Source organism: Pseudohalioglobus lutimaris, from assembly GCF_002866825.1.
Lineage (GTDB): Bacteria > Pseudomonadota > Gammaproteobacteria > Pseudomonadales > Halieaceae > Halioglobus > Halioglobus lutimaris.
The window spans coordinates 38378-53308 of the sequence record NZ_PKUS01000035.1; the positions used below are offsets into that span (position 1 = coordinate 38378).

Below are 14931 nucleotides of genomic sequence, written 5' to 3' on the forward strand. Positions count from 1 at the left end.
CATGCAGATAATTTACACCGACGTATTGGTTATCGGAGGTGGTCTGGCCGGCCAGCGGGCCGCAATAGGCGCCCGCCGTCGCGGCAATGAGGTCATTATACTCAGCCTGGTGCCGGCCAAGCGTTCCCACTCGGCTGCGGCCCAGGGCGGCATGCAGGCCAGCCTCGGCAACTGCCTGGGGGGTGCCGGTGACAACGAGGACCTGCACTTCGCCGATACCGTACGTGGCTCCGACTGGGGCGCGGACCAGGAAGTAGTGCGCATGTTTGCCCACACTGCACCCAAGGCCATTCGTGAACTGGCGGCCTGGGGTGTTCCCTGGAGTCGCGTGCAGCGTGGTGACCACGAGATTAGCGAAGACGGCAAGAAAAAAACCATCACTGAGTCCGACGCGGCCCATGGCCTGATCACCAGCCGCAATTTTGGCGGTACGGCGAAATGGCGCGCCTGCTATGTTTCCGACGGCACAGGTCACGCCATGCTCTACGCCATGAGCAACCAGGCTATTGCCGCCGGCATTCCGGTTCATGAACGGACAGAGGCAATCGCGCTCATTCACGAAGGCGAGCGCTGTTGCGGCGCCATTGTCCGCAACCTGGTCAGCGGTGAACTGATCGCCTATATGGCCAGGGCTACCTGTATCGCCAGCGGTGGTTTCGGGCGTATCTACCGGGTATCCACCAACGCAGTCATCAACGAGGGCATGGGGGCCGCCATTGCCCTGGAGACCGGCCTCGCCACGCTGGGAAATATGGAGGCCGTACAGTTCCACCCCACTGGTATTTTCCCGGCTGGGATACTGGTAACGGAAGGCTGTCGCGGTGACGGCGGCCTGCTTCTGGACGGCAGCGGACACCGCTTCATGCCCGACTACGAACCGGAGAAAAGGGAGCTGGCCTCACGGGATGTCGTATCGCGGCGTATGGAAGAGCACATCACTGCCGGTCACGGCGCGCAAAGTCGCTTTGGTGAACACCTGTGGCTGGACATACGCCTGCTGGGCGCCGACCACATCAACGGCCAGCTGCGCGAGGTGAAAGAGATTTGCCAGTATTTCCTTGGCATCGACCCGGCGCACGAGCTGATTCCCGTGCGCCCTGCCCAGCACTACTCGATGGGCGGTGTGCGCACCGACGCCCGCGGCCAGAGCCCACAATTGAAGGGCCTGTTTGCCGTGGGCGAGGCGGCCTGCTGGGATATGCATGGCTTTAACCGCCTGGGTGGCAACTCGGTGGCCGAAACGGTGGTAGCCGGAATGATTGTTGGCGACACTATCGCCGACTTCTGTGCCTCCGCCGAAGGCCAGCTGCAACTGTCCACGAGTCTGGCCGGGGACTTCATGCGCCGTGAATCTGACAAACTCAAAGCCATCGCACAAAACGGCGGCGGCGAAAGCGCTGTTGAACTGACCCGACAGATGCAGGAAACCATGACCAGTAATGTCGGCATTTTCCGCCACGGCGAGAAACTGGAGCGGGCCGTCAGTGCGTTACAGGACCTGCAGCAACGCGCTGCTCACGTCGGCCTGCGCAACGCCAATCGCGGCCCCAACCCTGAACTGGTCGCCGCCTACCGACTGCCGCGCATGCTTAAACTCGCCCTCTGCGTCGCCCAGGGTGCGCTGCTGCGCACGGAAAGCCGCGGCGCCCACTTTCGCGATGATTACCCACAGCGCAATGACCTGCAGTGGATGAAACGAACCCTCGCCAGCTGGCCCGGCGATCACGACCAACTGCCCACCTTCGACTACGAGCCGCTGGACATACTGGGCATGGAGTTGCCGCCCGGCTGGCGCGGCTACGGCGCCAGGGACTACATCGACCACCCCGACACTGCCATCCGCGAACAGCAGATCAAGCACTTGCTGGCCGCCGCCGGAGAGCTGGACCGCCACCAGCGGCAGAACCTGCTGATGCCGTTTATGCATCTGCTGCCGCCACTCTTCCAGGGCCGAAACCAACGTCTGGAGAACAGCGAGTGAACACCATTCCCGTGAGCCAACAGCGCACACTGAACATCAGTGTGCTTCGCCATAATCCGGCGGACCCGGATTCCGAACCGCATATGCAGACGTTTCAGGTTGAAGATGCTGACGCCATGACCCTGTTTGTCGCGCTCAACCTGATCCGTGAGGAGCAGGACCCGTCACTGCATTTCGACTTCGTCTGCAGGGCCGGAATCTGCGGCAGCTGCGGCATGATTATCAACGGCCGCCCCGGCCTTGCCTGTCGTACCCTCACCCGGGACCTGCCCGACGACATTACTCTCGCACCGCTGCCCGGTTTCGAGCTGATCGCAGACCTGTCGGTGAATACCGGCAAGTGGATGCGCGGCATGGCGGAACGCCTGGAGACCTGGGTGCATGCGCAGGGCCTGGAGCAAATTGACCTCAGCGCCATCGAGGCCCCCATGGAGCCCGAACTGGCCCAGCAGCTTTACGAGTTGGAGCGCTGCATAGAATGCGGTTGCTGTATCGCCGCCTGTGGTACGGCACAAATGCGCGAGGACTTTGTGGGCGCAGTGGGACTCAACCAGGTCACCCGGTTCCGCCTGGACCCCCGCGATGAACGCACAGATGCACAGTTTTACGAGCTGGTGGGGGATGACACCGGCGTATTCGGCTGCATGACCCTGCTGGGGTGCCAGGATATGTGTCCCAAAGACCTGCCACTGGCGACACAGATCGCCTTTCTGCGCCGGCGCATGGTGGCGGTCTGACACCGTTCAATCGCCGGCAGCCACCGGCGCTGGCGACACATTGAAGAATTTCTGACCCGCGCGCGAGAAACCCGTAGAATTCCGGCATGCGCCACAGCCAACACGATGTCGACCCCAACGCCAAAACCAACTGGGGTATTGTCAAACACCTGATCCCCTACCTGCTCGAGTCCCGCTACCGGGTACTGCTCGCGCTGGGCTGCCTGGTGCTGGCCAAGGGCGCCATCCTCACCATCCCCTTCCTGCTCAAGCACCTGGTAGACGCACTGGACGGGGCCGCTTTAGCGGAGCTGGCGCCGGCTATGCTGCTGGGGCTGGTACTGGCCTACGGTGGCGCACGCTTCGCCAACGTGTTCTTCGGCGAACTCCGCGACACCCTGTTCGGGCGGGTCACCGAACGCGCCATGCGTCGCATCGGCCTGCAGGTCTTTCGCCATGTTCACGCCCTCGACCTCGAATACCACCTGGGTCGGCGCACCGGAGGCCTGGCCAGGGACATAGAACGCGGCACCACCGGTATCAGCTTCCTGATGCGTTTTTTCGTGTTCAACATCGCCCCTACCCTGTTCGAGATCACCATGGTGGTGGGCATTCTGCTGTTCAACTATGGCCCGTCTTTTGCCCTGATTACCCTGATCGCCGTCATCAGCTACGGCTTTTTCTCGCTGTATGCCACCGAGTGGCGCACCCAGTTCGTGCGCGAGATGAACTCGGCGGATTCAGCCAGCAATACGCGGGCGGTGGATAGCCTGCTCAACTTCGAGACGGTCAAGTATTTCACCAACGAGGCCTTTGAGGCGCAGCGCTACGACAAGGAGCTGGCACGCTGGGAACAGGCCAGACGCAAGAACCGGCTATCACTTTTTGGTCTCAATGGGGGGCAGGCGCTGATTATCGCGGTGTCGCAAACCGCCATGATCGGGCTTGCCGCCTGGCAGGTGAAGGACGGTGAAATCACCCTGGGCGATTTTATTCTTATCAATCAATTCATGATCCAGCTGTTCCTGCCACTGGGCTTTCTCGGTTTTGTATTCCGGGAGATCAAGGGTTCCATGGCTAACATCGAGAACTTGTTTGAGCTGATGGCGATCAAGCCGGCGGTCGTCGACGCGGCGGATGCCAGGGAACTCACACTGCGCCAGGGTGGCATCAGTTTCCAGAATGTCAGCTTCGGGTATAGCCCGCAGCGGCAGATACTGGACCGGGTGAATCTGGAAATTGGCCCCGGAGAAAAAGTCGCCGTGGTCGGCGCCAGCGGCTCGGGCAAATCCACGCTGGTGAAGCTGCTGTTTCGATTCTACGACCCGGATTCGGGCTGCATTGCCATTGACGGACAGGACATAAGCGGCGTAAGCCAGGCCAGCCTGCGCCGGGCCATCGGCATCGTTCCCCAGGATACCGTATTGTTCAACGACAGCATCTTCGAGAACGTGCGCTACGGCAACCCCCGGGCAGCCGACGCCGATGTTGCCGAGGCGATCCGTCTTGCCCACCTGGACGCTTTTATCGCCGCCCTGCCCCAGGGCGCAGACACCCTGGTGGGAGAGCGGGGACTCAAGCTCTCTGGCGGTGAAAAACAGCGCGTGTCCATTGCCCGCACTATTCTCAAACGACCACCGATCATGGTGTTCGATGAGGCCACCTCCTCCCTGGACAGTCACTCGGAGCAAGCCATACTGCGCGCCCTGCAGGAGATATCCCGGGGGCATACTTCGCTGGTTATCGCCCATCGCCTGTCCACCGTGGTGGATGCCGATCGTATCGTCGTACTCCATCACGGACGCATCGTGGAAAGCGGCAACCATGAGGCACTGCTGGCGCAGAACGGTCGCTACGCGTCGCTCTGGCGCGCCCAGCAGAAGCAACATCAGGACGACAGCTGAGACGAAACGTTGCTGCCCTGCGACAAACGGGGGCGGAATAGCCTTGCTCTCCCGTATAATGAGCGCATGGATATGAACGATATGCTCAAGAACAAACGCCAGTTGTTCTGGCTACTGCAGCTTGCCGGCTGGAGTGGCTGGGCCATGTCTTTTTATCTCGGCGTGATCATGTGGGGCTCCCCGCCTGAGCGCTATTATTTCTACCTCCCCCTCATTGCCACCATCGGCATGCTGCTGACGCTGGCATTGCGCGCACTGTATCGTCACATGTGGGAAATGGAGCTGACACGGCGCATCGTGGTAATCGTGGCAGGCTCCTACGCGGCCGGGCTGGTCTGGATGGCCACGCGTGCCACCCTGTTTCACCAACTCTACCCGGAAGCGCGCAAAGCCGCTGAGCGCCACGGCATGGAACTACTCTCTTACTTCGACGGTGCCGTTTCTGCATTCTGGGTGATGCTGGTATGGAGTGCGCTCTACTTCGGCATCAAGAACTATATGCTTGCACAGGAGGAGAAAGAACGTGTTCTGAAAGCGCTCTCCATGGCCCACGAGGTAAAGCTGAAAATGCTGCGCTACCAGCTCAACCCTCACTTCCTGTTCAACACGCTCAACGCCATCTCCACACTTATTCTGGACAAGAACAATGCTCTGGCAAATGTGATGGTGACACGTCTCAGTCGTTTCCTGCGCTACACCCTGGACAACGATCCCATGCAGAAGGTCACCGTAGCCAATGAAGTGGAAGCCCTGCGTCTCTACCTGGACATAGAGAAGGTCCGCTTCGACGAGCGCCTGCAACTGCATTTTGAAGTACAGGATGAAGTGCTCGAAGCGCTGATGCCAAGTCTGTTGCTACAACCACTGGTGGAAAATTCGATCAAGTACGCTATTGCTCACGCGGTAAACGGCGGCTATATATCAGTAAAGGCATACCAGGAGGGCCAAAGGCTTTGCCTGCAGGTAGCCGATGACGGGCCGGGCCTGGCACCGGGGAGTAAAGCGGCAGAAGGGAACGAAGGCGTGGGAATCGCCAACTGTCGGGAACGTATTCAGGAAATTTACGGGGAGCAGCAAGCATTCGAGCTGAGCACCACCGACCCGCATGGACTGACCATTAATATTGGCATACCACTGGAATTTGGCAGCAGAGACTCATGAATACTCTAAGAGCCATTATTGTCGATGACGAATCACTCGCCCGCAGGGGCCTGGCCCTGCGCCTGCAACAGATACCCGGGGTGGATGTGATCAGCGAGTGCGCAAATGGCGAGCAGGCACTGGAAGCCATTGCCACCCATTCGCCGGACCTGGTATTTCTCGACATCCAGATGCCCGGCATCGACGGCTTCGAAGTGGTGAGGCAACTGCAGTCAGACCAGATGCCAATGATCATCTTCGTCACGGCATTCGATCAGTATGCCGTCGATGCCTTCAAGGTGCACGCTGTTGACTATGTGCTTAAGCCTATCGACGACGACCGTCTGCACGAGGCGATAAACCGTGCCGTCGCCCACCATGCCCAGGAAGAGTCAGAGCGCGCCAAGGAACGCCTGATGGACCTGATGATGGGCATGACCGGCGCCAGCGCCGCTTCAATAGAGGCCATGGCGCAGGACAACGATAACCAGCAACCCTGGCCGGAAAAGCTGGTGATAAAGGACGGTAACGACATCCACCTGGTGCGCACCGCGGAGATTCACTGGGTAGACGCCGCAGGAGACTATATGTGCATCCACGCGGCCGGTGAGACGCATATCATGCGCACCACAATGAAACAGTTGGAAGCGATGCTCAACCCGGCGCGCTTCCTGCGGATTCATCGCTCCACAATCGTTAACAGCGAGTTTATACAGGGCGCCCAGACGCTGGGTAATGGGGAGTACATGTTGACCCTGGATGGCAACGTACAACTGAAAGTCAGCCGCGGCTACCGCGCCAGGGTGAAACAGCTGTTGGGAGGCTGAGCAACGTCCGGTGAAGGGCTGACCGGGAAGAACTACCGCGCCACGACCTGGTGCAACGCCAGCCGGGTGCCAGCGTTACCGGACACATCCACCTGGCAACCCGTCCACCCCGCCGGCACGCGCCAGTGCTCCTTGCTCGGCCACGTGAGAAGACGTTCACCGCCGTTGCAGGTCAGGTAGACAGTCACGACGCGTCCGCGCACATCGGCTATATAGAACTCAGACTCCGTCAATGCGGTTTTCCAGGAGGCCCGACCTTCGGGGTAAAGTGCTATCAATTCGCCCTCGATGGCGAAGTCACTCATTCGTTGTAACGCCTGCTCTGCACTGACATACCGGGAGGCTGCGGCCTGCACCACCGGCTCGCCCCGGCCCAGCGTCTGCATGTAGTCAAGCGTAAAACCCGCGTCTGCAAGCATATTACCCTCCAACTGCAGGCTGAGAATACGATTGAGCATTTTCAGGAATTGGTCGGCAGGCACGTAGACGTTCTTGAAGTTGTTATCCAGCGCCAGACGCTGGAAACGGACGATGCGCTCAAGATGACGCAACTCTGCCCCGGCGTCGCCAAGACGATTCGCCACCGACGCCGCCAGTACGCGCGACTTCACTTCCTCCAGCGCATTGCGCCCGGCGAACTGCTGCAACTGGTCGGCAATAGCCTGCGCCGCGGCATACTCCTGGTTGGCGAAGTGATCCCAGGCACGTCCGTAGAGGTCTGCAAACTCGGGGCCCATTTCCCGGGGCTTGTCGAGAATCCAGGTATAGATCACGGGGTTGGCGGAGGACTGCACCGCCTTGCCGCCGCTGGTCGCCGGTGCAAAGCGCATCGCTTTCACCTGGTTCAACAGCGCCTCCTCCAGTGCGGGCACCTTATTGGAGGCCCTGACGGCCGCATTGACTACAGCGCCGGTGGGGTCGATATCGTAGGTATAGACCAGCCAGGCATCGTCCTGATAACTGCTGTCCAGTGTGATGATAGATGAATCGCCATCAAGATTAGTGGCCGGTACATACTGGGCGATAGCCAGCGTGGCGCCCGCGGGCCCCAAAGACAGCAGCACGACAAAAACGCCAACAAGCAAACTGAACTGGCGAGAAATTCGGGAAAACATGTGAACTCCAATGGTATGGCAACAGCGATAAAGTGTAACAGCTCAGCAATGGCATCAGGCAATTGCGCATTGCCCACATCAACCAGAGCAGAAGGTCAATGCCCTACTACGGGGAGCCCGGCAGCCGGCGCAGGCGAGCGGACGCGATAGTATCACCGCGGAGATCAGGCGAATGAGGATGCAGGCAGATGTGGCCACCGGGCTCGGCAACCGAAGATGTAGGGCTGCCCCGCCAGACGCAGATAAATCGATCGCTTATTGAACACTAACCTACTGATTTAAAGAGACTTTCAATTAATTTGAACAAATGCGCTAAAGGTTTCCACCTAGCTGCCGATAAGCAAATGCACCTGTGGATAATGGAGAGAACACAATGCCGATTGAAACCGTTCTGCTAGCGCTTTTCTACTCGGGCGTCATTTTGGCAACTTACCGGATATACAACTTTGGACAACCGGCCCGGAACCAAATAGACCGAGTAAATGAGCAAGGATAACGTAACCTATCTGGACGTCCCCAAGCGCGGTAAAATAGCTATGGCCTGCTGTCCCTGCAATGGGGGCCCGCGACCACTGGTACCGCTGGTTCTACACGACTTTCAGGGGCCGGTTATAGCGGCGCTGATTTGCCCAAACTGCGACTCTTCGACAACGGTAGTAAACGGCGTACTGCAATCAGGGGAAAAGCAACCAACAGAGCCTTCATCTTTTTAAGGCTTTGCAAGGAGATCATCGGGGGGTTTCGGTCCAAGCCTGCATCAAGCCTCTCAGCGAACCCTCAAATACCTCTCTGGGCTGATACTGATTTGAATAGTATCGCCACCAACCATCCGAGAAACCCCGAATCCCCCGGTATCGGCCTTGGCACCATAGGCCAACAGCATGCTGAATAGCAGGGCTGCGACGATGAAATAATGACGTTCCAGCATAATCATGCTCCCGATAATGGAGACACATACACTACCTTGGTGTTATCGGCCCCGGGATGGCCAAAGACGACAGCGGCATGTCCCGAGGCGCCTAACTAACATTTAAAACACCGTGCCCTACTAATATATTTTTATAATAGCCGCGTAGCAAATATGAAACCAAAACCAGTAAAAAATAAGTAGTCGATAGCATAACACTTTGCACAGTGTCGCATAAGAAAAACCATCTACGTGTTTTTACTGATTTCAAAGACCGGGGCTGTAAAACGGGGCTATATAGCGGTGCTTGCAGGTGAGAACGGCTCGAACTCGCTTCTTCGATATCTCGCTGACTACTCGCGCCTAAACAGTCGCCGCGCACTCTGGGAGAACTTCTGCCAATTACCGAACATCTCTCCCTCGGGGCACGCCATCACGGTATCCCGCCATGCTTGTTTCAACCCACCCCTTCGATAACCCAGAGCACGGCGCGATTCGGATGGGTTAAAAAAGGCATTGGATACCAGGACTTCGGAAAAATGAGTTGCGTGAAGTCCGCCCTCTTTACCCTGTACTGAATGCAGGGCATCGAGCACCCAGCTCATCCGGCTTATTCTGGCATCTTCTATGATGCGCACCGTGTCGTCCTCGCGCCCGATGATGGCACACAGGCTCTGCAGGAAGCCCGTCCAGGAGAGGTTCTGATCACCCACCTGGAAAATGCGGCTTTCATCGATCCGCTCACAGGCCCCGGCAATGGCCTCGGCAACCCGATGCACGGAAACCATATTGCTACCACCATTGGTGTAGTAGAGGGGCACCCCGGATCGAACGTAGTTGACCAGGGGTGCCCACAGCGGAACGGCGCCTGGCATAGAACCAAAAACATAGGGCAGCTCCAGAACGACCAACGCCATGTCAGTGCCCGCGACGATTGTTGTTAATTCCAGTTGTTGTTTGCGGCTATTGATATAGGGGTGGTGCTCGGCCAGTTTCATCTCCGGCCATTCGCGATCAAAATACGTAAAATAGGACCCCAGCAATACGAATCGCTGGACACCAGCACGCACTGCCGCGGCAGTCACCCGCACCGAACTCTTGACGTTGGCTTCGTAGAAGAACTTGGCTGCCGGCGCTTGTGGGGCGGTGCGATCATCCGCACCCGCAGCAAACACGACTGCTTCGAAGCCGGACAGTAGCGCTCTTAATTCCTGGTCATCGAGCTTGGAGACATCCCGTAACAAGACCGACACATCTTCTGAAAACAGGCCAGCTGCCGGTGCCGGTGGCAGCCCCAGTACCGTTACATCGTGGCCGCGTTCAATGAGTTCCCCGGTAGCGTGATAGCCGAGAAAACCTGTACCGCCGATAACCAGAACGCGCATAGTTAACTTCCTTCTTACTTGTTTAAGTGGCGTCTCAGCAGCTCCAGCCGGGTGTGCCAGTCTACTCAGGCAGCGCGAACTGAAGCAGTTGCAGAAAAAACGAAATATTTTGAAGCAACAACAAGATCAATCATAGGGCCAGTTGAGCGTTAGGGCGAAGTGGAAGCCATCGTCTTGAAGGTCATTGTCCTCCGGCGACGTTACATCGTCATCAGAAATACGCTCACCATAAAACAGGCTTATATTGAGATACTCCTTTGGCTGCCAACGTAGCCCCAGCCCCACACTACTTAGCACCGCGGCTTTGCTAGTAGACAAATTACTGTCCTCATCCCAACTGCGGCCATAATCGACAAACGGGACCGCGGTTATATTCCAGCGGCTGTAGCCTGCCTCGTTCACAAATATCGGCACACGCCATTCCAGCGAAGCGGTCAGGCCGTTATCACGCACTAACTGGTTCTCCCGGAAACCGCGCACCGAGTACCTTCCACCTATTGCCATTTTCTCGACAGATAGCAAGGGGTCGAACGCATACTGCCACACACTGCTGAAAACCAGCTGACTGTTGCGAAAGGGAAGACGTCTGGCATATTGGAGTTGCGTCAGGACGACCGTAAACTGACTTTCCGGAATTTCGGCATTGGTATCAAACTGCACTCTGGGGGCGCCGTCGGGAATCATCGTCGCACCGAACCAATCCAGGCCATAACGCAGCGTTGAACGCAGCGCCAATACCTGATTATCGCCGCGCTCGATCCACTCTCCGCCAACGCTCACATTGGTTGCTGCAATTTCACCGTTGCGAGCGCCAAGGGAAAAAGAAAACGGCTTGCCCAGCAGTGAGGTATCGCTCTCACTGTGGTACAGGCCAACATTGAGCGTTACGTACCTGTCGAGGCTGTTAACGAGAGGATGACGAATCGAAACGCCCCAGGATTCGGTATCGCTCTCAATATCGAGATCGTCAAACGGCGCTTCTATCACTCTGGAGTCGCCACGCTGATACTCCAAATCCAGTCGAGTGTCGTAGCTGTTCAACGGTAACTGGTATGCCAGGTATGCATCTTTCAGGCCTTCGCTGTAACTCGCCGCCAGTGCAAGCCGATCACCGCGGCCACTGATATTCAGATGCTCCGCGGTTAGCAGGGCCCGTTCAGCGCCAACACTGGGCGAGCGATAATTGTCCAGCGACACCCCCAGCCGCAAGGGCTGCTCCTCCTTGATACGTAGACGCAGATCAGCGGTACCCTGGGAAAGGCCCGGCACCAGCACACCATTCACCTGGCGAACAAGCGGGTTCAGCTCGAGCATACGCAAGCTATTCTGCAGGTCATCAAGATTGAGGGGGCTGCCGATATTACGTCGCAGTCGTGGCTCCAGATAGCCGCGAGAGAGACGTTCGTTATCAAGCAATTGCACCTCCTGCAATTCGCCTTCGATAGCGCGCAGCGCAAGGGTGCCGGGGGCGATCGCCCCGTCCGGCAAAACCACACCGGAGTTGACGTAGCCAGCATTGAAATACAGCAGAGAGAGGCGACGTAGTAATTCCTGCAGGTTTTCGGGCGACAACTCACGATTCTCGAAAGGCGCAACCACCGCGGCGATCTCATCAGCAGAAAAGACGGTGTTGCCGTTAACCAGAATACTGGTGACGCTAACGGGCAAGGTCGAATTTGAACGCGCACCACTCTGCTGCTTCAGGCTGGGCGACGGCAAGACTTGCGGCACAGGTTTATTTGGGCCGGGGGCAGCGTCCAGATCAAAGCTGGGCTCATCGAAATCCTCGCGGTCGGATGAAAAACCCCGCTCAATGTTCTGGCCTAGTCCGGAGCCCAGACCGGACGGCTGCCCCACTACATTCATACTCAGACAACAGCACGCAACCACCAGCACAGCACTTACCCCGGACGCCATCCTGCGCTGCTCGCGCACTAGCGCAACAAGTAATTGCATTCCGATCTCCAGTCATCAGTTGCTGCAAACTTTAACGTGGCCTTACGTTCGCCGTTAAATTGTAAAAGTGTCTCGGCGTCATTATCGCCGGTGAGCGCGAATGGACTGATCAGGTAATCATCGTCCGCCTCTGCTATTACGCCTTGGCCGGTTATTACCAGGCTACTCCCGCCCGCTGGGCTTGCTGCACAACGATCCTGGATAAGATCGGTCGCATCGAGAATCGCAACATCAAGCTCAGTAACCGCCGCGCTGATATCCTGTTCCGGCGAATTTATCTCCAGACTGCCCTCATCGCCCGCCGTTGACGTTACCTGAAAAACCGATCGCGCATCGCGAAGAAAGGCATCTGAATTGACGTTGATGCGACCACCATCGCCTGCATTAGCGCTAGCCGTCAGGCCGCTGTTTCGCACTAAAACAAGGGACGCAGGCGCGGCGGGATCACCCAGCGTAATCGAACCACCATTACCGTCTGCGTCAGAAGATGCTGAGCTTGCGGTGATGAACACGATGGTTCCGGACGCGATGTCGGTGTCGAGTTGGATATCCCGGCCAAAAATATTAATGTCACCACCACCCGCATTCTCCGAGGTACCTTCAATGCGCGCCTGGGTAAGACGTACCTTGTCTGCTGAAAGTAAAATGGTGCCTGCGTTTCCGCTACCCACGGCCGACGTTTGCACAAAACCGCCTCCGCCAAAGCGCAGCGTATCACCGGCTAAAACACTCACGTCTCCGGCGTCACTCGAACCTTGAGAATTGGTCAGCAGCTCAGTTTCTGCACCACTGAGATCCACGGAGCCTTCGCTTGCTAGCAGGATGCTACCGCTGGCCCCGTTACCCGTACTGGCGGACTGTACGGAAACGTTCTCGAGTGTCAGTTGGGTTCCTGCACCCAACCGCACCTCACCAGCAGGTGCCAATCCGCCCGTGCTGCTTTGGACAAGACTGTTACGCAATTGCAAGTCATCCTCAGCCTCTAAACTGATCTTAGCAGGCACATCGTTGACATCATTGGCGACGGTTGCTGTGCTGAAGATAGATGCGGCGATGTTGATTGTTGCGCCGGTAGCACTGATCGCTCCCGCCGCACCCTCACTTGCTCCAACACTGCTGACAATAACCCCAGAGAGTGCCAGTCCATCCTCTGCCGCTAGCCCAACCAGTCCCGCATCGCCCACACCGCCCGACGATGACGATAAAGTCGTAGGCGAGGACGAGGACGAAACAACGCTGATATCCGGCGCCCGCAACACTACAGCGCCCGCGGCGCCTCTGCCTACTGTGGAACTTGTAATCGAGTGCTCACCGCTGACACGAAGCGTTTCGGTGGCCTCTATAATTATTGCCGCTCCGGCACCCGAACCAGTGGTCAAGCTCGAGAGGCTGCTGGCTCTCCCCGCTGCCTCCGGCTGGTCCAGTACAACATTGCGGCCACCAAGAAATATGGAACCGCCCGACCCAGCGGCGTCTGCGCTGCCCAGCGCGCCACTCCGTATATCCAATTCACCGTTAATTTCAAGGTCCTCAGTCGCTGCGATAAATATCTCTCCGCCATCCAGGTCGCCTCCCGTGCCGGTGATGACAGAAGTCCGTTCACCACTGGAAGCCAGCGTGATGTCGCCATCTGAGAACAACCCAATTGACGCGCCGGTGCCCAGTGGGTTGAAATCGCCCTGCAGCGATGTATTTTGCAGGGTCATTCCACCCGTTCCTGCCTGCAGGCTGATCAAGCTGGGTCCGGAGAAGTTCGAGCCTCTGGAAAGAATACCGGTAAACGTTGTATCGATAGCATCCCCAAACAAAACCACGTCACCGGCATCACCCAAACCATTACTCAGGCTGGCCACAATCGCCCTGTTACCCGGCTCCCCGGCCAAGGACAGACCACCCGCGACGCGCACGACGATATCACCGGCATTACTGCTACCACTGCTAGCGGTTTGTATGCGGCCCTGCTGTAACGAAAACCCGGTCATCGGCAGGGAGGCACTGCCGCCAATGATGATGTTGCCCGCATCACCCGTGGGCACACCTAGATCCAGTGAGCGACTGGAAACAAGGCCGCCGACCTGACGGTAACTGGCTGTATCAATTCGGATATCACCAGCGTTAACCAATGCTGCCGTGCTGGTTTGAAGCACACTGCCCACTATAACCGTGCTGGAAATCGAACGCAGGGAAAAGGCCGTTGGCAGTAGAGCCGGGGCAGTATCCACATAAGAGTTTTCTATTATTAATTGGTCGGAGAGAACTGAAAAAGCCGAATTCTGGACCGCTCCACTGTCGGAAAAAAGCATATTGCTGTTCTGGATCAACACGCCGGAAAGCGGTGACCCGGGAGTCGCTGCCAGTTCATTCCCCGAAGCGATATCGATGGACATGGAACCGCCAGGCGCCAGCGCTCCCAGGCCGAGACTGAACGCCTGGTACTGAGTGCTGTCCTGGGGGGCGAAAACAGACGCTGGATCGACAGCATCAACTATGTCGCCGAGGATAGTGATCCCCGCCGAGCCCGGATCAAGACTACTGCCAACCAGCGTCATATTTGAGAGCAGCATGGGCGTATTGGTGTTGCCGACATCATTCACCACCAAACCGATGCCACGCGGCGTAACTGATGACGGCAAGTCCTGTTTATCAAGGAACCCGAACGCTTCCGGGTTGGCAATGGAAAGCACCGAACTGATCGTGGTCTCGTGCGAATAAAAGTCGTCGCCGTTGTCAAAGCCAAGTCGATTAGCCGTGGAAAAAATAAAGGAGCTCTGCGGGTCAAAGGAGGCGCCGTCACCGATAAAGATTCCGTTGGGGTTGATCAGCCATAGTGCTGCAGATGTAGGGCTCAAGCCACTGCGTGAAGCGCGCCTCACCCGCATGGCGCCATAAATCCCAGTAGACTGAACACCAGTCACCCTTGCTATGATGTGCTGGATGTTCGCTGAACTATGGGAGAACGTGGCCAGTTCACCCGCATCTACATTAAAGCTCGAAAAACTA

The 14931-nt window shown here is 57.6% G+C and carries 10 protein-coding genes; 5 read left to right on the forward strand and 5 right to left on the reverse strand.

What is annotated here, in order from left to right; all coding sequences use genetic code 11:
- The first annotated feature begins 1 nt into the window (after position 1).
- The 5 genes from C0039_RS18375 to C0039_RS18395 all read left to right on the forward strand — a co-directional run bounded on the left by C0039_RS18375 (position 2) and on the right by C0039_RS18395 (position 6568).
- The gene (locus tag C0039_RS18375) at positions 2-1981 is read left to right on the forward strand and encodes a fumarate reductase flavoprotein subunit (protein WP_076000845.1); all 1980 of its coding nucleotides are present in this window, start codon (positions 2-4) and stop codon (positions 1979-1981) included.
- On the forward strand, positions 1978-2718 hold the full coding sequence (locus C0039_RS18380; RefSeq protein WP_076000844.1) for a fumarate reductase iron-sulfur subunit: 741 nt from the start codon (positions 1978-1980) through the stop codon (positions 2716-2718). Before C0039_RS18375 ends, C0039_RS18380 begins: the two co-directional genes overlap by 4 nt.
- Before the next feature lie 86 nt (positions 2719-2804).
- On the forward strand, positions 2805-4601 hold the full coding sequence (locus tag C0039_RS18385) for an ABCB family ABC transporter ATP-binding protein/permease (RefSeq protein WP_101518904.1): 1797 nt from the start codon (positions 2805-2807) through the stop codon (positions 4599-4601).
- An 81-nt stretch (positions 4602-4682) separates the two neighbouring features.
- Positions 4683-5762 carry a sensor histidine kinase gene (locus C0039_RS18390; protein ID WP_243391661.1) on the forward strand — a complete coding sequence of 360 codons (1080 nt, stop codon included), beginning with the start codon at positions 4683-4685 and terminating at the stop codon, positions 5760-5762.
- Positions 5759-6568 (forward strand): LytR/AlgR family response regulator transcription factor, encoded by an 810-nt coding sequence (locus C0039_RS18395; protein ID WP_101518905.1) that lies wholly within the window; start codon positions 5759-5761, stop codon positions 6566-6568. Before C0039_RS18390 ends, C0039_RS18395 begins: the two co-directional genes overlap by 4 nt.
- Before the next feature lie 32 nt (positions 6569-6600).
- On the opposite strand, the gene C0039_RS18400 is transcribed toward C0039_RS18395, so the two are convergent.
- From C0039_RS18400 to C0039_RS18415, 5 genes are all read right to left on the reverse strand, one after another.
- Positions 6601-7683, reverse strand: a complete 1083-nt coding sequence (locus C0039_RS18400; RefSeq protein ID WP_076000841.1) for an energy transducer TonB — start codon at positions 7681-7683, stop codon at positions 6601-6603.
- 766 nt (positions 7684-8449) lie between these two features.
- Positions 8450-8611 carry a hypothetical protein gene (locus C0039_RS21130; RefSeq protein WP_157516170.1) on the reverse strand — a complete coding sequence of 54 codons (162 nt, stop codon included), beginning with the start codon at positions 8609-8611 and terminating at the stop codon, positions 8450-8452.
- A gap of 332 nt (positions 8612-8943) precedes the next feature.
- Positions 8944-9975, reverse strand: a complete 1032-nt coding sequence (locus C0039_RS18405) for an NAD-dependent epimerase/dehydratase family protein (RefSeq protein ID WP_076000840.1) — start codon at positions 9973-9975, stop codon at positions 8944-8946.
- Positions 9976-10101: 126 nt separating this feature from the next.
- Entirely contained in the window at positions 10102-11931 is a 1830-nt protein-coding gene (locus C0039_RS18410; protein WP_084179732.1) for a ShlB/FhaC/HecB family hemolysin secretion/activation protein, read from the reverse strand.
- Positions 11910-14931: two-partner secretion domain-containing protein (locus tag C0039_RS18415; protein WP_133126047.1), on the reverse strand; the 3022-nt coding region annotated here is incomplete at its 5' end. The genes C0039_RS18415 and C0039_RS18410, both read right to left, overlap by 22 nt.